At 62.8% G+C, this 25,061-nt stretch carries 32 protein-coding genes and 1 tRNA gene; 7 read left to right on the forward strand and 26 right to left on the reverse strand.

The genetic code is table 11. The features are described from left to right. The first annotated feature begins 26 nt into the window (after nucleotides 1-26). Genes ACLV74_RS06050 through ACLV74_RS06065 form a run of 4 tightly spaced genes read left to right on the forward strand, consistent with a single transcriptional unit; the run spans nucleotide 27 to nucleotide 3,692 of the window. The gene (locus tag ACLV74_RS06050; RefSeq protein ID WP_411878475.1) at nucleotides 27-1,208 is read left to right on the forward strand and encodes an acyl-CoA dehydrogenase family protein; all 1,182 of its coding nucleotides are present in this window, start codon (nucleotides 27-29) and stop codon (nucleotides 1,206-1,208) included. Next, entirely contained in the window at nucleotides 1,205-2,878 is a 1,674-nt protein-coding gene (locus ACLV74_RS06055; protein WP_411878476.1) for a benzoate-CoA ligase family protein, read from the forward strand. The genes ACLV74_RS06050 and ACLV74_RS06055 overlap by 4 nt, the downstream gene beginning before the upstream one ends. Next, nucleotides 2,875-3,300 (forward strand): acyl-CoA thioesterase, encoded by a 426-nt coding sequence (locus ACLV74_RS06060; protein ID WP_411878477.1) that lies wholly within the window; start codon nucleotides 2,875-2,877, stop codon nucleotides 3,298-3,300. The genes ACLV74_RS06055 and ACLV74_RS06060 overlap by 4 nt, the downstream gene beginning before the upstream one ends. Then, nucleotides 3,297-3,692: a RidA family protein gene (locus tag ACLV74_RS06065; RefSeq protein ID WP_411878478.1), complete on the forward strand. Its 396-nt coding sequence runs from the start codon at nucleotides 3,297-3,299 to the stop codon at nucleotides 3,690-3,692. The genes ACLV74_RS06060 and ACLV74_RS06065 overlap by 4 nt, the downstream gene beginning before the upstream one ends. 151 nt (nucleotides 3,693-3,843) lie before the next feature. Here the strand turns inward: ACLV74_RS06065 and ACLV74_RS06070 are convergent. From ACLV74_RS06070 to ACLV74_RS06195, 26 genes are all read right to left on the reverse strand, one after another. Further along, nucleotides 3,844-3,920 (reverse strand) — tRNA-Met (locus ACLV74_RS06070). 18 nt (nucleotides 3,921-3,938) lie between these two features. Beyond that, complete coding sequence (rplQ, locus tag ACLV74_RS06075; RefSeq protein WP_092130227.1) at nucleotides 3,939-4,340, reverse strand: 50S ribosomal protein L17; 402 nt, start codon at nucleotides 4,338-4,340, stop codon at nucleotides 3,939-3,941. An 86-nt stretch (nucleotides 4,341-4,426) separates the two neighbouring features. After that, complete coding sequence (locus tag ACLV74_RS06080; RefSeq protein ID WP_122954336.1) at nucleotides 4,427-5,416, reverse strand: DNA-directed RNA polymerase subunit alpha; 990 nt, start codon at nucleotides 5,414-5,416, stop codon at nucleotides 4,427-4,429. A gap of 94 nt (nucleotides 5,417-5,510) precedes the next feature. After that, nucleotides 5,511-6,134, reverse strand: coding sequence for a 30S ribosomal protein S4 (rpsD, locus tag ACLV74_RS06085; RefSeq protein ID WP_411878479.1), 624 nt, complete (start codon nucleotides 6,132-6,134; stop codon nucleotides 5,511-5,513). Nucleotides 6,135-6,265: 131 nt separating this feature from the next. Then, nucleotides 6,266-6,670 (reverse strand): 30S ribosomal protein S11, encoded by a 405-nt coding sequence (rpsK, locus tag ACLV74_RS06090; protein ID WP_007869288.1) that lies wholly within the window; start codon nucleotides 6,668-6,670, stop codon nucleotides 6,266-6,268. A 13-nt stretch (nucleotides 6,671-6,683) separates the two neighbouring features. Continuing rightward, nucleotides 6,684-7,049 (reverse strand): 30S ribosomal protein S13, encoded by a 366-nt coding sequence (gene rpsM / locus ACLV74_RS06095; protein WP_074579313.1) that lies wholly within the window; start codon nucleotides 7,047-7,049, stop codon nucleotides 6,684-6,686. 24 nt (nucleotides 7,050-7,073) lie between these two features. Next, on the reverse strand, nucleotides 7,074-7,187 hold the full coding sequence (rpmJ, locus tag ACLV74_RS06100) for a 50S ribosomal protein L36 (protein ID WP_028820150.1): 114 nt from the start codon (nucleotides 7,185-7,187) through the stop codon (nucleotides 7,074-7,076). A gap of 30 nt (nucleotides 7,188-7,217) precedes the next feature. Beyond that, nucleotides 7,218-7,436, reverse strand: coding sequence for a translation initiation factor IF-1 (gene infA / locus ACLV74_RS06105; RefSeq protein ID WP_007869286.1), 219 nt, complete (start codon nucleotides 7,434-7,436; stop codon nucleotides 7,218-7,220). An 18-nt stretch (nucleotides 7,437-7,454) separates the two neighbouring features. Next, nucleotides 7,455-8,774: a preprotein translocase subunit SecY gene (secY, locus tag ACLV74_RS06110; RefSeq protein ID WP_411878480.1), complete on the reverse strand. Its 1,320-nt coding sequence runs from the start codon at nucleotides 8,772-8,774 to the stop codon at nucleotides 7,455-7,457. A 19-nt stretch (nucleotides 8,775-8,793) separates the two neighbouring features. After that, nucleotides 8,794-9,225 (reverse strand): 50S ribosomal protein L15, encoded by a 432-nt coding sequence (gene rplO / locus ACLV74_RS06115; RefSeq protein ID WP_411878481.1) that lies wholly within the window; start codon nucleotides 9,223-9,225, stop codon nucleotides 8,794-8,796. A 13-nt stretch (nucleotides 9,226-9,238) separates the two neighbouring features. Beyond that, on the reverse strand, nucleotides 9,239-9,421 hold the full coding sequence (gene rpmD / locus ACLV74_RS06120) for a 50S ribosomal protein L30 (RefSeq protein ID WP_122954340.1): 183 nt from the start codon (nucleotides 9,419-9,421) through the stop codon (nucleotides 9,239-9,241). A gap of 12 nt (nucleotides 9,422-9,433) precedes the next feature. Then, nucleotides 9,434-9,952, reverse strand: a complete 519-nt coding sequence (gene rpsE / locus ACLV74_RS06125) for a 30S ribosomal protein S5 (protein ID WP_092130234.1) — start codon at nucleotides 9,950-9,952, stop codon at nucleotides 9,434-9,436. A gap of 17 nt (nucleotides 9,953-9,969) precedes the next feature. Beyond that, on the reverse strand, nucleotides 9,970-10,335 hold the full coding sequence (gene rplR / locus ACLV74_RS06130; protein WP_411878482.1) for a 50S ribosomal protein L18: 366 nt from the start codon (nucleotides 10,333-10,335) through the stop codon (nucleotides 9,970-9,972). Between the two features lie 11 nt (nucleotides 10,336-10,346). After that, nucleotides 10,347-10,880, reverse strand: a complete 534-nt coding sequence (gene rplF, locus ACLV74_RS06135) for a 50S ribosomal protein L6 (protein WP_411878483.1) — start codon at nucleotides 10,878-10,880, stop codon at nucleotides 10,347-10,349. Nucleotides 10,881-10,904: 24 nt separating this feature from the next. Continuing rightward, nucleotides 10,905-11,300, reverse strand: a complete 396-nt coding sequence (rpsH, locus tag ACLV74_RS06140; protein ID WP_122954342.1) for a 30S ribosomal protein S8 — start codon at nucleotides 11,298-11,300, stop codon at nucleotides 10,905-10,907. 18 nt (nucleotides 11,301-11,318) lie between these two features. Continuing rightward, the gene (gene rpsN, locus ACLV74_RS06145) at nucleotides 11,319-11,624 is read right to left on the reverse strand and encodes a 30S ribosomal protein S14 (protein ID WP_411878484.1); all 306 of its coding nucleotides are present in this window, start codon (nucleotides 11,622-11,624) and stop codon (nucleotides 11,319-11,321) included. Nucleotides 11,625-11,632: 8 nt separating this feature from the next. Next, entirely contained in the window at nucleotides 11,633-12,208 is a 576-nt protein-coding gene (gene rplE, locus ACLV74_RS06150) for a 50S ribosomal protein L5 (protein WP_411878485.1), read from the reverse strand. A 1-nt stretch (nucleotide 12,209) separates the two neighbouring features. Next, complete coding sequence (gene rplX, locus ACLV74_RS06155; protein ID WP_122954344.1) at nucleotides 12,210-12,530, reverse strand: 50S ribosomal protein L24; 321 nt, start codon at nucleotides 12,528-12,530, stop codon at nucleotides 12,210-12,212. A 9-nt stretch (nucleotides 12,531-12,539) separates the two neighbouring features. Continuing rightward, nucleotides 12,540-12,908 (reverse strand): 50S ribosomal protein L14, encoded by a 369-nt coding sequence (gene rplN, locus ACLV74_RS06160; protein ID WP_007869247.1) that lies wholly within the window; start codon nucleotides 12,906-12,908, stop codon nucleotides 12,540-12,542. Nucleotides 12,909-13,274: 366 nt separating this feature from the next. After that, nucleotides 13,275-14,861 (reverse strand): FAD-dependent oxidoreductase, encoded by a 1,587-nt coding sequence (locus tag ACLV74_RS06165; protein WP_411878486.1) that lies wholly within the window; start codon nucleotides 14,859-14,861, stop codon nucleotides 13,275-13,277. Nucleotides 14,862-14,997: 136 nt separating this feature from the next. After that, nucleotides 14,998-16,737: an ABC transporter substrate-binding protein gene (locus ACLV74_RS06170; RefSeq protein ID WP_411878487.1), complete on the reverse strand. Its 1,740-nt coding sequence runs from the start codon at nucleotides 16,735-16,737 to the stop codon at nucleotides 14,998-15,000. Nucleotides 16,738-16,850: 113 nt separating this feature from the next. Then, entirely contained in the window at nucleotides 16,851-17,159 is a 309-nt protein-coding gene (locus ACLV74_RS06175; RefSeq protein WP_411878488.1) for a DUF2160 domain-containing protein, read from the reverse strand. Between the two features lie 129 nt (nucleotides 17,160-17,288). Then, the gene (locus tag ACLV74_RS06180; protein ID WP_411878489.1) at nucleotides 17,289-18,101 is read right to left on the reverse strand and encodes a carbohydrate ABC transporter permease; all 813 of its coding nucleotides are present in this window, start codon (nucleotides 18,099-18,101) and stop codon (nucleotides 17,289-17,291) included. Beyond that, nucleotides 18,098-18,988 (reverse strand): carbohydrate ABC transporter permease, encoded by an 891-nt coding sequence (locus tag ACLV74_RS06185; RefSeq protein WP_411878490.1) that lies wholly within the window; start codon nucleotides 18,986-18,988, stop codon nucleotides 18,098-18,100. Before ACLV74_RS06185 ends, ACLV74_RS06180 begins: the two co-directional genes overlap by 4 nt. Nucleotides 18,989-19,073: 85 nt before the next feature. Further along, on the reverse strand, nucleotides 19,074-20,153 hold the full coding sequence (locus ACLV74_RS06190) for an ABC transporter ATP-binding protein (RefSeq protein ID WP_411878491.1): 1,080 nt from the start codon (nucleotides 20,151-20,153) through the stop codon (nucleotides 19,074-19,076). After that, nucleotides 20,140-21,228 (reverse strand): ABC transporter ATP-binding protein, encoded by a 1,089-nt coding sequence (locus ACLV74_RS06195; RefSeq protein ID WP_411878553.1) that lies wholly within the window; start codon nucleotides 21,226-21,228, stop codon nucleotides 20,140-20,142. Before ACLV74_RS06195 ends, ACLV74_RS06190 begins: the two co-directional genes overlap by 14 nt. Before the next feature lie 292 nt (nucleotides 21,229-21,520). Between ACLV74_RS06195 and ACLV74_RS06200 the strand changes: the two genes are divergently transcribed. Genes ACLV74_RS06200 through ACLV74_RS06210 form a run of 3 tightly spaced genes read left to right on the forward strand, consistent with a single transcriptional unit; the run spans nucleotide 21,521 to nucleotide 25,058 of the window. After that, nucleotides 21,521-22,288: a DeoR/GlpR family DNA-binding transcription regulator gene (locus ACLV74_RS06200; RefSeq protein WP_411878492.1), complete on the forward strand. Its 768-nt coding sequence runs from the start codon at nucleotides 21,521-21,523 to the stop codon at nucleotides 22,286-22,288. Between the two features lie 36 nt (nucleotides 22,289-22,324). Beyond that, nucleotides 22,325-23,818 carry a glycerol kinase GlpK gene (gene glpK, locus ACLV74_RS06205; RefSeq protein WP_411878493.1) on the forward strand — a complete coding sequence of 498 codons (1,494 nt, stop codon included), beginning with the start codon at nucleotides 22,325-22,327 and terminating at the stop codon, nucleotides 23,816-23,818. A gap of 49 nt (nucleotides 23,819-23,867) precedes the next feature. Further along, complete coding sequence (locus ACLV74_RS06210) at nucleotides 23,868-25,058, forward strand: esterase-like activity of phytase family protein (RefSeq protein ID WP_411878494.1); 1,191 nt, start codon at nucleotides 23,868-23,870, stop codon at nucleotides 25,056-25,058. The last annotated feature ends 3 nt before the right edge of the window (nucleotides 25,059-25,061 follow it).

Below are 25,061 nucleotides of genomic sequence, written 5' to 3' on the forward strand. Positions count from 1 at the left end.
GGCAGCACAACAAGGACTATTGACGCATGAGATCCACCACCGCCCACCTGGCGCTGCCTTTTTTTGGTGACGTTCACCGCGAGCTGGGCCAGCGCCTGGCCGACTGGATGCCGGCGCAGCACATCGACGAGAGCGACGACCGCAAGGCCTGCAAGGAGTGGGTGGCGCTGCTGGGCGCGGAAGGCTGGCTGCGCTACTGCGTGCCGGCCGGCAAGGACGGCGCCCTGGGTGGTGCACTGGAAAAACTCGACTCGCGCGCGCTGGTGATCCTGCGCGAGACGCTGGCCTTTCATTCGCCTTTGGCGGATTTCGCGTTTGCGATGCAGGGCCTGGGCAGTGGCGCGATCACGCTGGCGGGCACGCCGGCGCAGCAGGCGGCGTACCTGCCGCTGGTGGCCAGCGGCAAAAAGATCGCGGCCTTTGCCTTGAGCGAGCCCGATGCGGGATCGGACGCCGGCGCCATGGTGACTTCAGCCACAGACACCGGTGAGGGCTGGACGCTGAACGGCAGCAAGACCTGGATCAGCAACGGCGGCATCGCGGATTTTTACGTGACCTTCGCCAAGACCGACCCGCAGGGCGGCACGCGCGGCATCACGGCCTTCATCGTCGATGCGACCAACAAGGGCCTGGACAGCAGCGAACACATCGCCGTGATGGCGCCGCACCCGCTGGCCACGCTGAAGTTCGCGCATTGCAGGCTGCCGCAAGACGCGCAGCTGGGCGCGCTGCATGGCGGATTCAAGCTGGCGATGCAGACGCTGGACATCTTCCGCGCCTCGGTGGCGGCGGCCGCGCTGGGCATGGCGCGCCGGGCGCTGGCCGAGGCTGTGCGCTTCTCGAAGGAACGCAAGATGTTCGGCCAGACGCTGGCGGACTTCCAGCTCACGCAGGCCAAGCTCGGCGAGATGGCGGCGCTGGTCGACGCGGCCGCGCTGCTGACCTACCGCGCCGCCTGGATGCGCGACGAAAGCGAACGCCTGGGCACCGGTGCGCGCATCACCGCCGAGCCGGCCATGGCCAAGATGGCGGCCACCGAGAACGCGCAGAAGGTCATCGACATGGCGCTGCAGATGCACGGCGGCCTGGGCGTGAAGGTCGGCACCAAGGTGGAAAGCCTGTACCGCGACATCCGCTCGCTGCGCATTTACGAAGGCGCGACCGAAGTGCAGCAACTGATTATTGGAAAGGCCGTACTGCAATCATGAGCTCCTCCACTTCCGACGCTATCGACGCCATCGCCCCCATCGAAAGCCTTGCCTCCGCGCCCTCCGCGCAGGCGGACCGCTTTGTGCATGAGCGCCTGCCGTCGCCCGAGCAGCTGCCGCGCATGGTGTATGCCATGCCCGAACTGCGCATCCCGGCGCGGGCCAACCTGGTGCAAAGCCTGTTTGACAAGGCCTTTCGCGAGGGGCGCGCGGACAAGCCGATGTTGCGCTCGGACAAAATCACCCTGACGTATGCCGACGCGCTGGAACGCGTGAACCGGATCGCGCAAGTGCTGACCGAAGACTTCGGCCTGCAGCCCGGCAACCGCGTGCTGCTGCGCGGCGGCAATTCGATAGGCATGGCGCTGGCGTGGCTGGGCGTGGTGCAGGCCGGGCTGGTGGCGGTGGCGACCATGCCGCTGCTGCGCGCCAAGGAGCTCGGCGAGATCATTGAAAAAGCCCGGCCCGCGCTGGCCCTGTGCGATGCCACGCTGCTGGAGGAATTGCAGGCGGCGCAGGCGCAAAGCGACACGCTGCCGACCATCGTGCCCTTCAACCTGATGGATGCGCCGGGCTCGCTGGCCGTGCTGTCGGCGCAGAAGGACGGCAAGTTCACGCCCTGCCCGGTGTCCGCCGACGACATCGCCTTGATGGCCTTCACCTCGGGCACCACGGGCAAGCCCAAGGCCGCCGTGCACACGCACCGCGACGTGCTGGCCGCCTGCGAGGCCTGGCCGCGCCACGTGCTCAAGGCGAAGCCCGACGACATCGTGATCGGCTCGCCGCCGCTGGCCTTTACCTTCGGCCTGGGCGGCATGCTGATTTTCCCGATGTGGGCGGGCGCTTCTGTCTACTACCCTTCCATCGGCTACACGCCGGAGGCCATGGTCAAGCTGATCAACCAGGTGGGCGCGACGGTCTGCTACACCGCGCCCACGTTTTACCGCCAGATGGCGGCGTTCGCCAAACAGCACGGCGTGCCCGGCCTGCGCATGTGCGTGAGCGCCGGTGAAAGCCTGCCGGACGCCACGCGCCAGCTGTGGAAAGACGCCACGGGCATAGAGATGATCGACGGCATAGGCGCGACGGAAATGTTCCACATCTTCATCTCGGCCGCCGGCGCCGACGTGCGCCGCGGCGCCATCGGCAAGGTGGTGCCGGGCTACACCGCCAAGGTGGTGGACGACACGGGCGCGGAAGTGCCGCGCGGCACCATAGGCAAGCTGGCCGTGGTGGGGCCGACCGGTTGCCGCTACCTGGACGATGAACGCCAGGGCAACTACGTGAAAGAGGGCTGGAACTACCCGGGCGACGCCTTCATGCAGGACGCCGACGGCTATTTCTTCTACCAGGCGCGCGCCGACGACATGATCATCACCGCGGGCTACAACGTGGCCGGCCCCGAGGTGGAAGACGCGCTGCTCAAGCACCCGGCCGTGGCCGAATGCGGCGTGGTGGGCCTGCCGGACGACGACCGCGGCATGGTGGTGAAGGCCTTTGTCGTGCTCAAGCCCGAGCACACCGCCGGCGACGCGCTGGCCAAGGCCCTGCAGGACCACGTCAAGGCGACGCTGGCGCCCTTCAAGTACCCGCGCCAGGTCGAGTTCGTGGACAAGCTGCCGCGCACCGAGACCGGCAAGCTGCAACGTTTCAAGCTGCGCCAGTCATGAAGTTCAGCGTTCCCAAGCTCGTCCGCTTCCACCACTGCGACCCGGCCGGCATTGTTTTTTACCCGCAGTTCTTTTACCTGCTGCATGAGGTGCAGGAAGACTTCCTGGCGCACATCGGCTTCCCTGAACACAAGCTGATCGCCGGCGGCACCGGCGTGCCCATCGTGGACCTGAAGACCGAGTTCCTCGGCATGTGCCGCAACGGCGACCAGCTCACGATCACGCTGGAACTCACGCGCATAGGCGGCTCGAGCATGGGCATGCAGTACGAGATCCTCGGGGATACCGGCGCCGTCAGGCTCAGGGCGCACGGTGTGGTCGTGTATTCCGAAGTTCCCCATGGCAAGGCCGTGCGCATCCCCGACGAACTGCGCAGCGCGCTGCTGCCTTATCTGAAAACAACATCTCCTGGAGACACATGATCAAAAAACTACAACCCCCTGATTGGGCCGAGCCCAAAGGGTATGCCAACGGCATCCTGGCGCGCGGCGCGCTGCTCTTCGTCGGCGGGCAGATAGGCTGGAATGCGAGGCAGGAGTTTGAGAGCGACGACTTCATCGCGCAGACCAAACAGGCCCTGCAAAATATCCTGGCGGTGCTGCAGGCCGGCGGCGCGGGCCCCGAACACATGGTGCGCATGACCTGGTACGTGGTGGACCGCGTGGAGTACGGCGCCAGGCTCAAGGAACTGGGCGGCGCCTACCGCGAGGTGATGGGCAAGAACTTCCCGGCCATGACTTGTGTGGAAGTGGCGGCGCTGGTCGAGGACCGTGCCAAGGTGGAGATTGAAGTCACGGCGGTGGTGCCGGACTGAGTGGGTGTACGGGCCTGTTGGGTGGCGATGTTTGCATCGCCGCTTGACAGGCCCTATCGCGGCGCCCATTCGATCAATCAAGAATGTGAGCCGGAAAGCAAAACGCCTGCTAGATGCAGGCGTTTTGCTGTGAGTCCGGAGACTCACGTGTTGGTTGCGCGGGCAAGATTTGAACTTACGACCTTTGGGTTATGAGCCCAACGAGCTACCAGGCTGCTCCACCGCGCGGTATATCTGTATTGTAGCTTACTCTGCCTTGGCCGTGTCAGCGGTAGTGTCTTCCGACACATCAGGGCGGTCCACCAGTTCAACCAGGGCCATCGGCGCATTGTCGCCAACGCGGAAACCCATCTTCAGGATACGGGTGTAGCCGCCGGGACGAGCCTTGTAGCGCGGGCCGATTTCAGCGAACAGCTTGACGACCATGTCGCGGTCGCGCAGGCGGTCGAATGCCAGGCGCTTGTTGGCCAGCGTGGGTTCTTTGCCCAGGGTGATCATGGGCTCGACCACGCGGCGCAATTCCTTGGCCTTTGGCAGAGTGGTCTTGATGACTTCGTGCTGCAACAGCGAGTTCATCATGTTGCGCAGCATGGCGAGGCGGTGCTCGCTGGTGCGGTTGAGTTTACGTAGTCCGTGTCCGTGGCGCATGGTGTGTTCCTTTTTTAAAATCCGGGCAGCCGTGTCAGGTACTGCCCGTGCGAGATCCCCGTTCAGGCGGGATCTTGGGGTTTCTATTATCGCTTGTCGAGGCCGGCGGGCGGCCAGCTTTCAAGGCGCATTCCGAGGGTGAGGCCGCGGGAGGCCAGCACTTCCTTGATTTCGTTGAGGGATTTGCGTCCCAGATTGGGGGTCTTGAGCAGCTCGTTTTCAGTGCGCTGGATCAGGTCGCCAATGTAGTAGATGTTTTCCGCTTTGAGGCAGTTCGCCGAGCGCACGGTGAGTTCGAGCTCGTCGACAGGACGCAGCAGAATCGGGTCGAACTGCTGCGAGCTGCGCTGAACGGGTGCGTCAAACGCGGCCAGTTCGTTGCCTTCGAGCTGCGCGAACACGGCCAGCTGCTCAACCAAAATCTTGGCCGAGGCACGGACGGCATCTTCAGCCGTCACCGCGCCGTTGGTTTCGATTTCCAGCACGAGCTTGTCGAGGTCGGTGCGCTGCTCAACGCGGGCGCTTTCGACGATGTAGCTCACGCGCTTGACGGGCGAGAACGACGCGTCCAGCACGATGCGGCCGATGGATTTCGGCGACTCGTCGCCGTAGCGGCGCTGGTTGCCCGGCACGTAGCCGCGGCCGTTTTCAACCTTGATCTGCATGTCGATCTTGCCGCCGTGCGACAGGTTCACGATCACGTGCTCAGGGTTGATGATTTCCACGTCATGCGGCGTCTGGATGTCGGCGGCGGTGACAGGGCCTTCGCCGTCCTTGCGCAGGCTCAGCGTGACTTCGTCGCGGTTGTGGAGCTTGAACACCACACCCTTGAGGTTCAACAGGATGTTGACGACGTCTTCCTGCACACCGTCGATGGACGAGTACTCGTGCAGGACACCCGCGATGGTGACTTCGGTGGCGGCGTGGCCGACCATGGAAGACAACAAAACGCGGCGCAGCGCGTTGCCCAGCGTATGGCCGTAGCCACGCTCGAACGGCTCCAGAGTCACCTTGGCGCGGTTGGCGCCAAGCTGCTCAACATTGATGGTTTTTGGTTTCAACAAATTGGTCTGCATGCAGTCTTCCTCTCAATACCCTCGGTTCGTTACACCGATAAGGCCGGCGAAGCACACCCTGGCGATACGGTGCCCCGTATCGCAGGAACGAAAATTAGCGTGAGTACAACTCGACGATCAACGATTCGTTGACGTCGGCGGCAAACTCATCGCGGTCAGGAACCTTCTTGAAGGTGCCTTCGCCCTTGTCGGCGTTCACATCGACCCAGGCGGGCATGCCGACCTGTTTGGCGAGCTCGAGAGCTTCGGTGATGCGGGTCTGTTTCTTCGACTTGTCGCGCACGGCGATGATGTCGCCGGCCTTGACCATGTACGAAGGAATGTTGACCGAGCCGCCGTTGACCGTGATGGCCTTGTGCGACACGAGCTGGCGCGCTTCGGCGCGGGTCGAACCGAAGCCCATGCGGTACACCACGTTGTCCAGGCGGCATTCCAGGATGAACAACAGATTGGCGCCGGTGTTGCCCTTGCGGCGGTCGGCTTCTTCGAAGTAGCGGCGGAATTGCTTTTCGAGCACGCCGTACATGCGCTTGACTTTTTGCTTCTCGCGCAGTTGCAGGCCGAAGTCGGAAGTACGGGTACCGGAGGTACGGCCGTGTTGACCTGGCTTGGAGTCGAATTTGGCCTTGTCGCTGATGGCGCGGCGTGCGCTCTTCAGGAACAGGTCGGTGCCTTCACGGCGGGAAAGTTTGGCCTTGGGGCCTAGGTAACGTGCCACTTGAGTGTCCTTTTGTCATCTGCTGCAATGAATTGCAGGAGCCGGAGGTCGTAACCTGCGGCGGTGGGCTTGGTGAAAATGCCTGGTATCTGACGGGCCGAAACAACCCGTCGGATACCAGGCACGGGGGATCAGATGCGGCGGCGCTTTTGCGGCCGGCAACCGTTGTGCGGAACCGGGGTCACATCGGCAATGGAGTTGATCCGGATGCCGAGTGCGCCCAATGCGCGAACAGAGGATTCACGGCCTGGACCAGGACCCTTGATTTCGACGTCAAGGTTCTTGATGCCCTGCTCAATGGCGGCGCGGCCAGCCACTTCGGAAGCGACCTGCGCTGCGAAGGGGGTGGATTTGCGCGAGCCCTTGAAGCCCTGGCCACCGGAGGATGCCCAGGACAAGGCGTTGCCCTGGCGATCCGTGATGGTGATGATCGTGTTGTTGAAAGAAGCGTGGACGTGGGCGATGCCATCGGCCACGTTCTTGCGAACTTTCTTGCGAACGCGCTGTGCGGCGTTATTGCTTGGTGATTTTGCCATGACGACCTCTCAATTATTTCTTCAAAGCTGCAGCGGCCTTGCGCGGGCCCTTGCGGGTACGGGCGTTGGTCCGGGTGCGCTGGCCGCGCATGGGCAGGCCACGGCGGTGACGGAAACCGCGGTAGCAGCCGATGTCCATCAGGCGCTTGATGTTCATCGTGGTTTCACGACGCAAGTCACCTTCGATGGTGAACAGGGCGATCTGCTCACGGATTTTTTCCAGGTCGCCATCGGTCAGATCTTTGACCTTTTTGGCGTACGCGATGTCACATGCTTCGCAAATTTTGCGAGCGCGTGTGCGACCGATGCCAAAGATAGCAGTCAAGCCGATTTCGGCGTGTTGCTGCGGCGGAATATTGATACCAGCGATACGAGCCATGTTCGTCCTCTAAAACTCTTGAAATCAGCCTTGACGCTGTTTGTGACGCGGATCCGTGCAAATCACACGGACAACGCCCTTGCGACGGATAACTTTGCAGTTACGGCAAATTTTCTTGACCGAAGCTGAAACTCTCATTTCTATTACTCCTAAACTTTCACTCTGTGCTTACTTGGCACGGAAAACAATTCGTGCGCGCGATAAATCGTAAGGCGTCAATTCAACCGTTACCTTGTCACCGGGAAGAATGCGGATGTAGTGCATCCGCATTTTCCCTGAGATGTGCCCCAGTACAACATGTCCATTTTCCAGCTTCACCCTGAAAGTCGCATTGGGAAGGTTTTCTACAACCTCACCTTGCATCTGGATCACATCGTCTTTAGACATATCCCATCAAATATCCAGTTAACCGCCCAGTGACGTCTTGAAGTTCGCCTTTTTAAGCAACGACTCATACTGTTGCGACATCATGTAGTTCTGCACCTGGGCCATGAAATCCATGGTCACCACGACAATAATCATCAACGACGTGCCGCCGAAATAGAAAGGCACGTTGTATTTCAAAATCAGAAACTCCGGCAGCAAACACACGAATGTGATGTACACCGCACCTGCCAGCGTCAAGCGCACCAGGATTTTGTCAATGTAGCGGGCCGTCTGGTCGCCCGGCCGAATGCCGGGGATGAAGGCGCCGCTCTTCTTCAGGTTGTCCGCCGTTTCACGGCTGTTGAACACCAGGGCCGTGTAGAAGAAGCAGAAAAACACGATCGCGCTGGCATACAGCATCACATAGATCGGCTGGCCCGGGGTCAGCGTGCTGGCGATGTCCTTGAGCCAGCGCATGCTGTCACCAGCACTGAACCAGCCCACAACCGTCGCCGGCAACAAGATGATCGACGAAGCGAAGATCGGAGGGATCACACCCGCCATGTTCAGCTTCAACGGCAAGTGCGATGACTGCCCGCCGTAGACCTTGTTGCCCACCTGTCGCCGCGCATAATTCACAAGAATCTTGCGCTGGCCACGTTCCACAAACACCACAAAGTAGGTCACCAGCACAACCACAGCAACGATCAGGATCGCCACCACGATACTCATGGCACCGGTGCGCACCAGCTCCAGCAAACCACCCATCGCGTTCGGCAAGCCGGCCGCGATACCGGCGAAGATCAGGATCGAAATCCCGTTGCCCAGGCCGCGCTCGGTGATCTGCTCGCCCAGCCACATCAAGAACATCGTGCCGGCCGTGAGGCTGAACACCGCCGTCATACGGAAACCGAAACCAGGCACCAGCACCAGGCCCGGCGAGCTTTCCAGCGCCACGGCAATGCCCATGGACTGAAACAAAGCCAGGGCCAGCGTGCCGTAACGCGTGTACTGGGTGATCTTGCGGCGGCCGCTTTCACCTTCTTTTTTCATCTGCTCAAACGTCGGGACCACATAGGTCATCAACTGCATGATGATGGAGGCCGAGATGTACGGCATGATGCCCAGGGCAAACACCGTGAATCGCGACAGGGCACCACCCGAGAACATATTGAACAGGTTCAATATGCCGCCTTGCTGGCCCTTGAAAAGCTCTTTCAGCTGGCCAGGGTCAATCCCTGGCACCGGGATGTGCGCGCCAATGCGGTACACCACCAGGGCCAGCAGCAAAAACACAAGCCTGTTGCGCAGATCACCGTACTTGCCGGTTTTCGCGATTTGAGCCGAAGTGGTTGCCACTGATTTATCCAGTCAGGTATTAAGCGACGGAGCCGCCGGCGGCTTCGATCACGGCCTTGGCAGCTGCCGTGGCGGAAATGCCGTTCAGCTTGACAGCCTTGGTCAGTTCACCGGTCTTGATGATCTTGACGTTCTTGGCGAGCTGGCCCACCAGGCCGGCCGTCTTCAGAGCGAGCAAGTCCACTTCGGCCAGGCCGAGCTGCTCCAGCGCGCCAAGAGTGACTTCGGCGTTGAACTTCAGCAGATGCGACTTGAAGCCGCGCTTGGGCAAGCGGCGCTGCATAGGCATTTGACCGCCTTCGAAGCCCACCTTGTGGTACCCACCGGAGCGGGACTTCTGGCCTTTATGACCACGTCCTGCCGTTTTGCCCAGGCCAGAGCCGATGCCGCGACCGACGCGTCGTTTGGCATGTTTGGCGCCTTCGCTAGGCTTGATTCCGTTCAATTCCATGATGAGTCTCCGCTCAGACAATCTTGACCAGATAGCTGATCTTGTTGATCATGCCGCGCACTGCGGGGGTGTCCTGCAGTTCGCTGACGCTGTTGACGCCACGAAGGCCCAGACCGCGCACGGTGGCGCGATGCGATTCCTTGGTGCCAATCGGGCTGCGAACCAGCTGGACTTTTACTTTGGTTTCTTTGGTCATTTCAATGCCGCCTTAGCCGAAGATTTCTTCGACTGATTTACCACGCTTGGCCGCAATTTCAGAAGCGGTCGTGGAGTTGTTCAGTGCATCCATGGTGGCGCGCACCATGTTGTAGGGATTGCTCGAACCATGGCTCTTGGCCACGATGTCGGTAATGCCCATGACTTCGAAAACAGCGCGCATCGGGCCGCCGGCAATGATGCCGGTACCCTTGGGAGCCGGCGCCATCATGACGCTGGCTGCACCGTGGTGGCCGAAAACATTGTGGTGGATCGTGCCGTTCTTCAACGAGACCTTGGTCATGTTGCGGCGCGCTTCTTCCATGGCCTTCTGCACGGCTGCAGGCACTTCTTTCGACTTGCCCTTGCCCATGCCGACGCGGCCGTCACCGTCACCAACGACCGTGAGTGCGGCGAAACCGAGGATACGGCCGCCCTTCACGACTTTGGTCACGCGGTTGACCGCGATCATTTTTTCCTTCAGACCATCGTCTGGAGCGTCGTTGTTCGATTTTGCTTGAAACTTAGCCATACTTAATTCCAGTCTGCTTAGAACTGCAAACCAGCTTCGCGAGCCGCATCAGCCAGCGCTTTGACGCGGCCGTGGTACGCAAAACCGGCGCGATCAAACGCCACTTTTTCAACACCTGCTGCTTTTGCCTTTTCGGCAATGCGCTTGCCAATGGCCTGCGCAGCAGCAACGTTTCCGCCTTTACCCGAGGCGCCGATTTCCTTGCGCACTTCGACTTCCGCGGTGGAAGCGGCAGCCAGAACCTTGGCGCCGTCGCCGGAGATAACGGTCGCGTAGATGTGCAGATTGGTGCGGTTGACGGTCAGACGAGCAACACCTTGCGTGGCAATGCGGATGCGGGTCTGGCGTGAACGACGAAGGCGCTGCTCTTTTTTGGTCAACATGATGCAGCTCCTTATTTCTTCTTGGTTTCTTTGATCGTGATTTTCTCATCCGAATAACGGATGCCCTTGCCTTTGTAGGGCTCGGGAGGACGGACGGCGCGCACTTCGGCGGCGATCTGTCCCACACGCTGGCGGTCGGAACCCTTGATGACGACTTCGGTCGGCGTAGGCGTTTCCACCTTGATGCCGGCCGGCATGTCCATCACCACCGGGTGGGAGTAACCCACCGTCAGGTTCAGCTTGGCGCCTTGGGCCTGGGCCTTGTAACCCACGCCGATCAGGCTGAGCTTCTTCTCAAAGCCCTTGGTCACACCGGTCACCATGTTGTTCACGAGCTGGCGCATCGTGCCGCTCATGGCATTGGCTTCACGCGAATCGTTGGCCGGTGCAAAGGTCAGCTTGCCCGCATCGTTCTTGATGGTGACAAGCGCGTTTTGCGTCAGCGCCAGGGTACCGAGGGCGCCCTTGACGTTGATCTGGTCGTCTTTGATCGCCACGTCCACGCCCTGGGGCACGGAGACTGGCATTTTTCCTACACGAGACATTTCAGTTTCTCCTCAATGCCGCCGTTAGGCCACGTAGCAAAGCACTTCACCACCGATACCGGTAGCGCGGGCTTTACGATCAGTCATGACGCCCTGGGGCGTCGTGACAATTGCCACACCAAGGCCATTCATGACCTGGGGGATGGCGCCATGGCCTTTGTAGACACGGAGGCCGGGGCGGCTGACGCGCTCGATGCGCTCAATCACGGGGCGGCCTGCGTAGTACTTCAGGGCGATTTCCAGCTGGGACTTGCCTTCGTCGGTCTTGACGGAGAAGCCATCGATGTAGCCCTCATCCTTCAGTACCTGCGCGATGGCAACTTTGACTTTCGACGACGGCACCAGCACAACGGCTTTTTCAACCATTTGTGCATTGCGGATGCGGGTCAACATGTCGGCAATAGGATCACTCATGCTCATTTTGTGGTTCTCCTATGCTTACCAGCTTGCCTTGGTGATACCAGGGATATCACCAGCAAAAGCCAATTCACGGATCTTGGCGCGAGCCAGGCCGAATTGACGGAACGTACCGCGCGGGCGACCCGTGATCGCGCAGCGGTTGCGCTGGCGGGTGGGGTTGGCGTTGCGGGGCAACTTTTGCAGCTCAAGGCGGGCCAGAGCGCGTTCGTCGTCCGAGCGCTTGGCGTCGTTGGACGTCGCCTTGAGTTCAGCGTATTTTTTGGCGAACTTGGCCGCGAGTTTCTCGCGCTTCAGTTCACGTTGCAGTAAAGCTTGTTTTGCCATGTCCCGCCTCAGTTCTTGAACGGAAAACGGAAAGCGGTGAGAAGTGCCTTGCACTCTTCATCGGTCTTTGCCGTGGTGGTGATGCTGATATTGAGACCGCGCAGGGCGTCAACCTTGTCGTACTCGATCTCAGGGAAAATGATCTGCTCTTTCACGCCGATGTTGTAGTTTCCGCGGCCGTCGAAGGCCCGGCCGGAAATACCACGGAAGTCGCGCACGCGGGGCAGGGCCACGGTGACGAAACGATCGAGGAACTCATACATCTTCACGCCGCGCAGGGTCACCATGCAGCCGATGGGCAGGTCTTCGCGGATCTTGAAACCGGCGATAGCTTTCTTGGCCTTGGTAACTACTGGCTTCTGGCCAGCGATCTTGGTCATGTCGCCGACGGCGTTGTCCATGACCTTCTTGTCGGCGACAGCCTCGCTCACACCCATGTTGAGCGTGATCTTGGTGATGCGGGGAACCTGCATCGGCGAGGTGTAGCCGAATTTTTCAATCAGGCCGGGGGCGATTTTTTCGCGGTACTGGGCTTGCAGGCGGGCCTGCGAAGCGGCTTGTTGTACAGGTGCGGTCTTTGCCATGTTATGCAGCCTTGATTTCTTCGCCGCTGGACTTGAAGACGCGCACTTTTTTGCCGTCTGCCAGAAGCTTGATGCCAACGCGATCCGCCTTGCCGGTTGCGGCATTGAAAATTGCCACGTTCGACTGGTGAATCGGCATGCTTTTTTCGACGATGCCGCCGGTGGTGCCCTTGAGGGGGTTGGGCTTGGTGTGTTTTTTCACCAGGTTGATCCCATCCACCAGCACGTAGCTGTCGTCTTTGCGCAGCGAAATCTTGCCGCGCTTGCCTTTGTCGCGACCGGCGATCACGATGATCTCGTCGCCTTTACGGATTTTGTTCATGGCGAGTCCTTACAGAACTTCAGGAGCCAGGGACACGATCTTCATGAACTTCTCAGTGCGCAGTTCGCGCGTGACGGGTCCGAAGATGCGGGTGCCGATAGGCTCCAGCTTGGCGTTAAGCAACACTGCTGCGTTGCCGTCGAATTTGACGAGGGAGCCGTCACCGCGGCGGATGCCTTTGGCGGTGCGAACGACCACAGCGCTGTAAACCTCGCCTTTTTTGACGCGGCCACGCGGAGCGGCTTCTTTGATGCTCACCTTGATGACGTCACCAACGCTGGCGTACCGGCGCTTGGAGCCGCCCAGAACCTTGATGCACATCACGGACTTGGCACCCGTGTTGTCAGCAACATCGAGCTTGGATTGCGTTTGAATCATTTAAATGTGTTCCCAACTTGCACCGGAAGGCAACCCCTTGGGATCACCAGCCAATCAGTCTTGGGCCTGTCGTCCACACCGCAAACCACTTGCGATGCTTCCTTTAGGCAGAATTCTTCGCCTTTTAGAGCGAAGCCCACGATTATCACTAAATCATTTGGGCCTGTCAACCGGCTGTTGTGAAAATATCCCCGCGACAGCCCGGCAAACGGCTTTGGCGGGCCCAAAGGCCTCGCAACCAGCCTTGGTGTTGCGCCGAGAAACCATGCCAAATCAAGTTCAAACTCACTACAGGCATAGTCAGGGTGCTATCAAAAATAGAGCAAGCCGGGGCCGGTGCTTTCCGGTCCCCAGGTGTCCGATTTTTCAGTCAGGCAGGCTCAGGTATTGGCCGCACAGCGCCAAAAATGCGTCCAGTTGCGGATCCACCCCGGTTTCCTGCTGCAGCAGGGACGCCACTTCCGGGGCCAGGGTTCTGGCCAGGGCGGCGTCCAGGAAGAGCAGGCGCGAACGCCGCGCCAGCACGTCTTCGACCGTACGCGCATATTCATGGCGGGCGGCGAAGCGCACCATGGCTTCCGTCAGGCCGCCGCCCAGTTCGTGGCCGGCGCCCGGCAGACTTTCCATGGCGGGAGCCTCACTGCCATATAGATGTGGGCCCGGCGCTTCGCTGATCTTGTGACCAGAGTTGTGAGCGCCAACTAACTTCAGGTGCGAAGTGGCGCCGGCAGCACGGGCCGACAACAAGGCCGCCTTGAAGCAGTTGTCCAGCACGTCTTCGGCCATGGCCCGATAGGTGGTCCATTTCCCGCCGGTGACCGTCACCAGGCCGCTCTTGCTGACCAGCACCGTGTGCTCGCGCGACAGGGCCTGGGTGCTGCCGGCGTCCTCGTCCGGCGGCTTGACCAGCGGCCGCAGCCCCACCCAGATGCTTTTGATGTCCGCCGGCCCGGGCGCGCGGCTCAGGTAGCGGGCCGATTCGCGCAGGATGAAGTCGACCTCTTCCCGGAAAGGCAGCGGCTCGCGCGCCAGGTCGTGGCGCGGCGTGTCGGTGGTGCCCAGGATGGTCTTTCCGAGCCAGGGCACGGCAAACAGCACCCGGCCGTCGGCCGTCTTCGGCACCAGCATGGCGTGGTCGGTGGGCAAGAACGAGCGGTCAACTACGATGTGCACGCCCTGGCTGGGCGCCACCATGGGTTTGGCGTCGCGGCCTATGGCCTGGCCGTCCAGCAGGCGCAGCTGGTCCACCCAGACGCCGGCGGCGTTCACCACGCAGCTCGCGCGGATCTCGAAAGCACGGCCGGTTTCCTGATCGCGCGCATGCAGGCCGGCCAGTTTGCCGTCCTCATGGATCAGGCCGGTGGCGGCGCAGTAATTGACCAGCAGCGCGCCCTGGCGGGCCGCCGTGCGGGCCAGCGCCAGCGCCAGCCGTGCGTCGTCAAACTGGCCGTCCCAGTACTTGACGCCGCCCTTGAGGTCTTGCGGCTGCACGGTCGGCAGGTAGGCGAGCGTTTCCTTCCGGTTGAGGAACTCGGTGGCGCCCAGGCCCGCCTTGCCGGCCAGCGCGTCATACATCTTGAGCCCGATGCCGTAGAACGGCGCCTCCCAGAATTTGTAGGAGGGCATCACAAATGGCAGCGGTTGCGCCAGGTGCGGCGCATTGGCCAGCAGCGTGGTGCGTTCGTGCAAGGCTTCGCGCACCAGGGAGATATTGCCTTGCGCCAGGTAGCGCACGCCGCCGTGCACCAGCTTGGTGGCGCGCGAGGATGTGCCCTTGGCGAAGTCGTGCGATTCCACCAGCACGACGGAAAACCCGCGCGCGGCGGCGTCCAGCGCCACGCCCAGGCCGGTGGCGCCGCCGCCGATGATGGCGACGTCGTAGTGCCGCGGCTCGGCGAGCCTGGCCATCAAATCCTGGCGCCGCGTCGCCGCCGGCGCAAATTCAGTCGTCATGGGCTTTGATTCCCGTTCCATACAAACCCATTTTTTAAAGTGCGCCCGAGCTTACCCCAGCGCCATGGCGTCGCCCGTATCAGGCTTCAGCAAAAAGCAGGCCGCGCGGCACCCTTGTGCCGCGCGGCCTGCGGGCTTAGCGTACCTTGCCGTCTTTCCAGGCCTGCAGCAGCTTGTCGTAGTTGATGGTTTCGCCTTTGGGCTTTTCATTGGCCAGCTTGGCCCAGGGCGCCGCCTTGTCGCTCAGCCATTTGGCCGGGTCGCCCTTGGGATTGAGCTTGGGCGGGCACTTGGCCATGCCCGCGCGCTCCAGGCGGCCCATCACCTGGTCCATCTCGTCGGCCAGGGTGTCCATGGAGGCCTGCGGGGTTTTTTCGCCGGTCACGGCCTGCGCCACGTTCTTCCACCAGAGCTGGGCCAGCTTGGGGTAGTCCGGCACGTTGGTGCCGGTCGGCGACCAGGCAACGCGGGCGGGGCTGCGGTAGAACTCCACCAGGCCGCCCAGCTTGGGCGCCATGTCGGTCATCGCCTTGGACTGGATGTCCGATTCGCGAATCGGCGTGAGGCCGACGATGGTCTTTTTGAGCGAGGTGGTCTTGGCGGTGATGAACTGCGCGTACAGCCAGGCGGCTGCCGTCTTGTTCTCGTCATGCGCGGCGAAGAAGGTCCATGACCCGACATCCTGGTAGCCGTTTTGCATGCCCTGCTTCCAGTAGGGGCCGTTGGGGCCGGGCGCCATGCGCCACTTCGGCGTGCCGTCGGCATTCACCACGGGCAGGCCCTTCTTGGTCATGTCGGCCGTGAAGGCCGTGTACCAGAAGATCTGCTGGGCGATCTGGCCCTGGGCCGGCACCGGGCCGGCTTCGCCGAAGGTCATGCCGGTCGCCTCCTTGGGCGCGTACTTCTTCATCCAGTCCACGTACTTGGTCAGCGCGTAGACGGCGGCCGGCGAATTCGTCGCGCCGCCGCGCGACACCGAGGCGCCCACCGGCGTGCACTTGTCGGCCGCCACACGGATGCCCCACTCGTCGATGGGCAGGCCGTTGGGCGTGCCGATGTCGGCGGTGCCGGCCATGGACAACCAGGCGTCGGTAAAGCGCCAGCCCAGCGACGGATCCTTCTTGCCGTAGTCCATGTGGCCGTAGATGGGCTTGCCGTCTATGGTTTTCACGTCGTTGGTAAAGAACTCGGCGATGTCCTCATAGGCGCTCCAGTTCAGCGGCACGCCCAGGTCGTAGCCGTATTTGGCCTTGAACTTGTCCTGCAGGTCCTTGCGCGCGAACAGGTCGGCGCGGAACCAGTAGAGGTTGGCGAACTGCTGGTCGGGGAGCTGGTAGAGCTTGCCGTCGGGCGCGGTGGTGAACTTGGTGCCGATGAAGTCCTTGAGGTCCAGGCCAGGATTCGTGTATTCCTTGCCCTTGCCCGCCATGTAATCGGTCAGGTTCAGCACCTTGCCGTAGCGGTAATGGGTGCCGATAAGGTCGGAGTCGGAAATCCAGCCGTCGTAAATCGACTTGCCCGACTGCATGGAGGTCTGCAGCTTCTCGACCACGTCGCCCTCCTGGATCAGGTCGTGCTTGACCTTGATGCCGGTAATCTCCGCGAAGGCCTTGGCCAGCGTCTTCGATTCGTACTCGTGGGTGGTGATGGTCTCGGACACCACCGAGATTTCCTTCACGCCCTTGGCCTGCAGCTTTTTGGCCGTGTCGATGAACCACTTCATCTCCGCCTGCTGCTTGTCCTTGGACAGCGTGGAGGGCTGGAATTCGCTGTCAATCCATTTCTTCGCCTCGGCTTCGCCGGCCCAGCCGGGGCTGGCCGCGGCACACGCGGCGGCAATCGCCAGTACCGAATAACGCGAATAACGCACTTTCATGACTTGTCTCCTCATTGGTTCACTCCCCGTGGTGGAAGGTTGTTCGGCTCCGGGGAATATGAGCCGGGTTCCTTTTTCTCATCTCTGTTTTTCTTTTCTTTCTTGTCGCCTGGCTATCCCTTGCGCATGACCAGGGCCAGCAAGGCCATCGACAGCACAAAGCTGATCCAGATAGACGGGTCCGCCTCCAGCCCCAGCCAGCCGGCCAGCTTGCCGCTGATGCCGACAAAAATCAGGTTCACATAGGCCGCGCCGAGCAGGCCTATGAAGAGCCGGTCGCCGCGCGTGGTCTCCAGCGGCAAAAAACCGCGCCTGAGCGTCGTCGGCGACTTCAGCTCCCACACCGTCATGCCCACCAGCATCAACACGATGCAGCAGAAAAAAACCGCCACCGGCGTCGTCCAGGCCATCCACTCAAACATGAGTCATCTCCTTATTCAGCAGCATCCGCACCGCACGTGCCCAGGCAAGTGCCATCGCGGAACCGGCTTCGCCGGGCCGCAGGTGGCGCCCCCTTGAGGGGGAGGCGCCGAAGGCGCTTCGGGGGTGTTTCATACCCGGCCCATCGCGAAACCCTTCGCGATGTAGTTGCGCACAAACCAGATCACGATGGCGCCCGGCACGATGGTCAGCACGCCGGCCGCGGCCAGCGTGGCCCAGTCCATGCCCGAGGCCGACACGGTGCGCGTCATGGTCGCAACGATGGGCTTGGCATTGACGCTGGTCAGCGTGCGCGCCAACAGCAGTTCCACCCAGCTGAACATGAAGCAGAAGAAGGCCGCCACACCCACACCGGCCTTGATCAGCGGCAGGAAGATGCGCACAAAAAAGCGCGGGAAGGAGTAGCCGTCGATATAGGCCGTCTCGTCGATCTCGCGCGGGATGCCGCTCATGAAGCCTTCCAGGATCCACACCGCCAGCGGCACGTTGAACAGCAGGTGGGCCAGTGCTACCGCGATGTGGGTGTCCATCAGCCCCACCGTGGTGTAGAGCTGGAAGAAGGGCAGCAGAAACACCGCCGGCGGCGTCATGCGATTCGTCAGCAGCCAGAAGAACACATGCTTGTCGCCCAGGAAGCTGTAGCGCGAAAACGCATACGCGGCCGGCAAGGCGACGGTGATGGAGATCACCGTGTTGATGGCGACGTAGATCAGGCTGTTGATGTAGCCCGAATACCAGGACGGGTCGGTAAAGATGGTCTTGTAGTTGGCCCAGGTGAAGTGCTGGGGGAAAAACGAGAAGCTCGACAGGATCTCGGAATTGGTCTTGAAGCTCATGTTGACCATCCAGTAGATGGGCAAGAGCGCGAACACGATATAGGCAATCAGGAACAGCGTGCGTGCCTGGAATCTGGAGGTGTTCATTCCACGCCTTCTTTCCCCTGCGTGCCGACGCGCTGCATCCAGTTGTAAAGGATGAAGCACAAGAGCAGGATGATCAAAAAGTAAATCAGCGAGAAAGCCGCCGCCGGGCCCAGGTCGAACTGGCCGACGGCTTTCTGCGTGAGGTATTGCGAGAGGAAGGTCGTGGCATTGCCCGGCCCGCCGCCCGTCAGCACAAAGGGCTCGGTGTAGATCATGAAGCTGTCCATGAAGCGCAGCAGCACCGCGATCATCAGCACGCCGCGCATCTTGGGCAGCTGGATGTAGCGGAACACCGCGAACTTGCTGGCGCCGTCTATGCGCGCGGCCTGGTAGTAAGCGTCCGGAATCGAGCGCAAGCCGGCGTAGCACAACAAGGCCACCAGCGGCGTCCAGTGCCAGACGTCCATCATCAACACCGTCACCCAGGCATGCGTGGCGTTGCCGGTGTAGCTGTAGTCAAAACCCATTTTCTGCAGCATCGCGCCCAGCAGGCCGATGTCGGCGCGCCCGTAAATCTGCCAGATGGTACCCACCACGTTCCAGGGGATCAGCAGCGACAGCGCAACCAGCACCAGCACCAGCGAGGCCTTCCAGCCCTGCGCCGGCATGGAGAGCGCGAGCGCAATCCCCAGCGGAATCTCCACCGCCAGCACCGCCAGCGAAAAGGTCAGTTGCCGCCACAGCGCCGCATGCAGTTCCTCGTCGCGCATGACCGAGGCAAACCACTCGGTGCCGACGAACACGCGCCGCTCGGGCGAGATGATGTCCTGCACCGAATAGTTGACCACCGTCATGAGCGGCAGGATGGCGGAGAAGGCCACGCAGATGATGACCGGCAGCACCAGCAGCCAGGCCTTTTGATTAATGGGCTTGGTTGTCGTGCTCATGGGTTTGCCCCCACGCTTGTCACTGCGTGTACTGCGCTGCCCCCCGAGGGGGCCGGAGCTTGCTTGAAGCGGTTCTGCGCTGCGCTCATGCATCCACCAGTTCATCATTGAGGTAAAGGCAGGTATGCGGCCCCATGACCTGCAGCCAGACTTCCTCGCCCACCTTGGGCGCTCTCGCCGCCGGGTTCAGCCGGGCTTTCAGCGTGTGTTCGCCGATGCGGGCCGTCAGCATCCAGTGCGTGCCTATGTCCTGCACCAGCGTGACGGTGAAGGGCAGCGCGGCCGGGTCGCCGGGCGCGGTCTTCACCACGTATTCGGGGCGCACGCCCAGCTTGAGTTCGCCGTCGGGCATGGCGCGCTCGGGCGGCAGTGCCAACGGCCGCCCCGCGACGCGCAACGCGCCGCCCGTCACCGTGGCCGGCAAAAAGTTCATGCCGGGCGAGCCGATGAAATGGCCCACAAAGGTATGGCGGGGTCGCTCGAACAGCGCATCGGCCGAGCCGGTCTGCACCGCGCGGCCGCGCGTCATCACCACCACATCTTCGGCAAAGGTCAGCGCCTCCACCTGGTCGTGCGTGACGTAGATCAACGTCAGCTTGAGCTCGCGGTGGATCTGCTTGAGCTTGCGCCGCAGCTGCCATTTGAGGTGCGGGTCAATCACCGTGAGCGGCTCGTCGAACAGCACGGCCGACACGTCGGGCCGCACCAGGCCGCGGCCCAGCGAGATCTTCTGCTTGGCGTCGGCCGCCAGCCCGGCCGCGCGGTGGTTGAGCTGGCCGCTCATGTCCAGCATCTCGGCGATTTCGCCCACGCGTTTCTTGATCTGGTCTTCCGGCACCTTGCGGTTGCGCAGCGGGAAGGCCAGGTTCTCGGCCACCGTCATGGTGTCGTAAATCACCGGGAACTGGAACACCTGCGCGATGTTGCGCTGCTGCGGCGTCGCATGCGTCACGTCCACGCCGTCGAACCTGACCGTGCCCTGCGAGGGCACCAGCAGGCCCGACATGATGTTGAGCATGGTGGTTTTGCCGCAGCCCGAGGGGCCCAGCAGCGCGTAGGCGCCGCCGTCGCGAAAACTCATGGTGAGCGGCAGCAGTGCGTAGTCGCTGTCCTCGCGCGGGTTGGGCCGGTAGGCGTGGGCCAGGTCCAGGTCAATGCGCGCCATGAGACCTCCGTGGCGCCAGCAGCAGCGCGCCTTCCGCATCAAACACATAGACCTGCGCCGGATCGAGGTACAGGGTGACCGGCGCGCCGAGGTCGAAGTAGTGCACGCCCGTGAGCTGGGCGACCAGTTCGCCCACCGCGGTGGACACGTGGACAAAGGTGTCAGAGCCCGAAATTTCGGCCAGCTCGACCTTGCCGGGCAGCGCCACCTCGTCGCCGCCGCGCGCCGTGATGCGCAGCGCGCTGCCGCGCACCCCCGCCGTGAAGGACACCAGGCGCTGGGCGGGCGCAGCGGGCAGTTTCAGTGTCAAGACCGGACCGCCCGCCAGCTGCAGGCCCTGCGCGGCGGGCATCGCGGCCATCAGGTTCATGGGCGGGTCGCTGAAGGCGCGTGCCACGCGCAGCGACTGCGGCGTGTGAAAGACCTCGGCCGTCGGGCCGTATTGCAGCAGTTCGCCGCCATCCATCACGGCGGTGTAGCCGCCCAGCAGCAGGGCTTCGCCGGGCTCGGTGGTGGCGTAAATCACCGTGGAGTCGCCGGCGGCAAAGAGCTGGGTCAGTTCTTCGCGCAGTTCCTCGCGCAGCTTGTAGTCGAGGTTGACCAGCGGTTCGTCGAGCAGCATCAGGGGCGCGCCCTTGGCCAGCGCGCGCGCCAGGGCCACGCGCTGCTGCTGCCCGCCGGAAAGCTCGGCCGGGTAGCGGTCCAGGAAGCTGTCGATGTGCAGGCGCGCGGCCAGGCTGCGCACTTTCTGCGCGATGTCTTTTTCGCCGCGCAGCTTGAGCGGCGAGCCGATGTTGTCGGCCACGCGCAGCGAGGGGTAGTTGATGAACTGCTGGTAGACCATGGCGACGTTGCGCTCGCGCACTGGCGTGCCGGTCACGTCCGCGCCGTTGACCAGGACCTTGCCTTGCGTGGGAACGTCCAGCCCCGCCATGATGCGCATCAGGCTGGTCTTGCCGGCCTGCGTGGCGCCCAGCAGCACGGTGACTTCCCCGCTGCGCGGCGCCAGGCTCATGCCGTGCAGCCATTGCTCGGCGCCGACTTTTTTGCTGATCTGGTCCAGGGCCAATTGCATCATGCCGCGCCCATGTCCCGCACGGGTTGCAAGGGGCGGAACCGGGCCTCAGCCAGGGCCGCGACAGACAGAAAAATGGAGACAGGCGACAAGACAAACACTCCCTGTAAAACTTGCGGTCGAAACTTTTGGAAGTTCGGTTTTTTTCTATTTTTCTTCTTTCGTGATTGTTTGATCTACTTGTTTTCCCTTATCTGTTTCCTTTTGTTTCGATATAAAGTTTCTTCGAGCCCTATCCTTAAGTCCTTCTAGTAAGTCCTTCCAATCCCCGCCACCTCAGACTTGGACCCGCGTGAACTCCAACCCCAGGCAAATCAAGCTTCTTGACGTGGTGCGCACCCATGGGTCGGCCTCCGTCGAGCAGTTGGCCGACAAGCTCAACGTCACCCTGCAGACCGTCAGGCGCGACGTGCAGCGCCTGTCCGAAGCCGGGCTGCTGACGCGCTTTCACGGCGGCGTGCGGGTGCCCAGTTCCACCATTGAAAACATCGCGCACCGCCAGCGCGAAAGCCTCAACGCCGAAGGCAAGGCACGCATCGCGCGGGCCGTGGCCAGGCGCATTCCCAACGACTGCTCGCTGATCCTCAACATCGGCACTACCACCGAAGCCATCGCCAAGGCCTTGCTGAACCACAAGGGGCTGCGCGTCATCACCAACAACCTCAATGTGGCGGCCATCCTCTGCGGCAACACCGACTGCGAGGTCATCGTGGCCGGCGGCGTGGTGCGCGCGCGCGACCGCGGCATCGTGGGCGAGGCGGCGGTCGACTTCATACGCCAGTTCCGCGTCGACATCGCCGTCATCGGCATCTCGGGCATAGAGCCCGACGGCTCGCTGCGCGACTTCGACTACCGCGAGGTCAAGGTCGCCCAGACCATCATCGGGCACGCGCGCGAAGTCTGGCTGGCCGCCGACAGCAGCAAGTTCAACCGCCCGGCCATGGTCGAGCTGGCCACACTGTCGCAAATCGACCGCCTGTTCACCGACATGCCGCCGCCCGAGCCCTTTCCGGCCCTGCTGGAGGAAGCGGACGTGAGCTGCGAAGTGGCGCATTCCTGAACATCCGGGCCGCCGGCTTTTCATACACTCCAGCGCATGACCTACCTTCTTGCCCTCGACCAGGGAACCTCCAGCTCCCGCAGCATCGTGTTCGACGAACAGGGCCACATCGTGGCCCTGGCCCAGCAGGAGCTGCCGCAGATCTACCCCAGGCCCGGCTGGGTCGAACACGACCTGAATGAAATCTGGCGCACCCAGTTGGCCACGGCGCGCGAGGTGCTGGCCAAAGCGAACATCAAGGCCGGCGACATACGCGCGCTGGGCATCACCAACCAGCGCGAGACCACGGCCGTCTGGAACCGCAAGACCGGCCAGCCCATCCACCACGCCATCGTCTGGCAGGACAGGCGCGCCGAAGCCACCTGCGCCGCCTTGCGCGAACAGGGCAAGGAAAGCCTGATCCAGTCCAAAACCGGGCTGCTGATAGACGCCTATTTCTCGGGCACCAAACTCAAATGGTTGCTCGACAACGTGCCCGGCGCCCGCGCGCAGGCCGAGCGCGGCGAGCTCGCCTTCGGCACCATAGACAGCTGGCTGATGTGGCAACTCACGGGCGGCGCGCTGCACGCCACCGACGTCAGCAACGCGTCGCGCACCATGCTGTTCAATGTGCACACCAACCAGTGGGACGATGAACTGCTTGAACTACTCGGCATCCCGGCGTCGCTGATGCCCAAGGTGTTGCCCTCCAGCGCGCACTACGGCGAAGTGCTGCCCGAACTGCTGGGCCAGGCGATTGCCATTGGCGGCGTGGCCGGCGACCAGCAAAGCGCGCTCTTCGGCCAGGCCTGCTTCAAGGCCGGCATGGCGAAGAACACCTACGGCACCGGCTGCTTCATGCTGATGCATACGGGCGGGCAATTCCAGACCTCGCACAACGGCTTGCTGACCACCAGCGCGGCACAAACAACGGCGCAAACCCAGTTCGCCATCGAGGGCAGCGTGTTCGTGGGCGGCGCCGTGGTGCAGTGGCTGCGCGACGGCCTGCACGCCATCAAGGGCAGCGCCGAAGTCCAGGGGCTGGCCGAAAGCGTGCCCGACTCGGGCGGCGTGATGATGGTGCCGGCCTTCACCGGCCTGGGCGCGCCCTACTGGAAACCCGACGCGCGCGGCACCATCACCGGCCTCACGCGCGGCACCACGGTGGCCCACATCGCGCGCGCCGCGCTCGAAAGCATCGCCTACCAGAGCGCCGCCCTGCTGCAGGCCATGAGCCGCGATGCGGTCAGCGCCGGCGCCGCGCCGGTGGCCGAGCTGCGCGTGGACGGCGGCGCCTGCGTCAACGACCTGCTGATGCAGTTCCAGGCCGACCTGCTGGGCATCCCGGTGATACGCCCGGCGGTGATCGAAACCACCGCGCTGGGCGCCGCCTGCCTGGCGGGGCTGTCCAGCGGCGTCTACGGCAGCATCGACGAACTCTCGGGCATGTGGCGCGCCGAGCGCAAGTTTTTGCCCACGCTGGGCGCGGACCGGGCCGCAGAACTCATGGCGCGCTGGGAGCAGGCGGTGCGGCAGACCGTGGCGCAGTAAACGCGGCCGCTGTCACATTTCCCGCAGGCGCGGCCGCTAGACTGGCTGCATGAACACGCATTCCGCTTCCCTCTCCAGGCGCCGCCTGGTTTTCGGAGCCGGCGCGGCCTCCGTTCTGGGTCTGGCCGGCTGCACGGCGCCACCGCCGGCAGCCACAACTACCCAGCCGCCCCGCGCGCGCCTGCGCCTGATCGGTGAATCCCTCTTCGCGCACCGCCTGCAGTTCCAGGGCAGCACGGTCGGCGGCCTGTCGGGCATTGATTACGACCCTGCCGCCGACCTGTATTACCTGGTCAGCGACGACGGCGCCAGTTCCAGCGCCAGCCCCGCGCGCTTTTACACCGCGCGCATCGCGCTGGGCATGGACCGCCTGGGCGAGCCGGAACTGCTGGGCGTATCCACCCTGCGCCAGGCCGACGGCAAGCCTTACCCTTCGGCGCTGCAGGGCGGGCCGGTGCCCGACCCGGAAGCCATACGCTGGCGCGCGGCGAGCAACACCCTGCTCTGGACCAGCGAGGGCCATGCGGCCACGGGCACCGCGCCCTGGCTGCGCGAAGCTCGTCCCGACGGCAGTTTTGTGCGCGAATTCGCTTTGCCGGCCATGTTCAACTTTCAGCCCGGCGCCGGGCCGCGCGGCAACCTCACGCTGGAAGGCCTGGCGCTGGCGCCGGACGGCCGGACCGCCTGGATCGCCATGGAAAACGCCTTGCTGCAGGACGGCCCCGTGCCCACGGTGGAGGCGCCGGGAGGCCCGTGCCGCTTCACGCAGATCGATCTCGTCAGCGGAAAAACCCTGCGGCAGATCGCCTATGTGCCCGACGCGATCCCGCGCCCGCCCGTGCCGCCCACCGCCTTCGCCGACAACGGCGTGTCGGAAGTCCTGATGCTGGACGCCGAGCGCATGCTGGTCCTGGAGCGGGCCTATATGGCCGGCTGGGGAACCGGGGCCGGCAATTCGCTGCGGCTCTACCTGATCGACACCCGCCAGGCCTCCGACACGCTTGCGCTTGCCGCTCTGCAGCCCGGCAATTACCGGGCGGCCGGTAAAACCCTGCTGGCCGATTTTTCGGCCTTTACCGGCGCGGGTGCCGGCCCGCGCCTCAAACGGCTGGACAATACCGAAGGCATGAGCTGGGGCCCGGTGCTTCCCAATGGGCGCCGCAGCCTCATGTTCATCAGCGACGACAATTTCAGCGCCCGGCAAATCAGCCAGTGGCTGGCCTTTGAATTTTTGGACTGACAA

The sequence above is a fragment of the Polaromonas sp. YR568 genome (genome assembly GCF_943369415.1).
Taxonomy (GTDB): domain Bacteria; phylum Pseudomonadota; class Gammaproteobacteria; order Burkholderiales; family Burkholderiaceae_C; genus Polaromonas.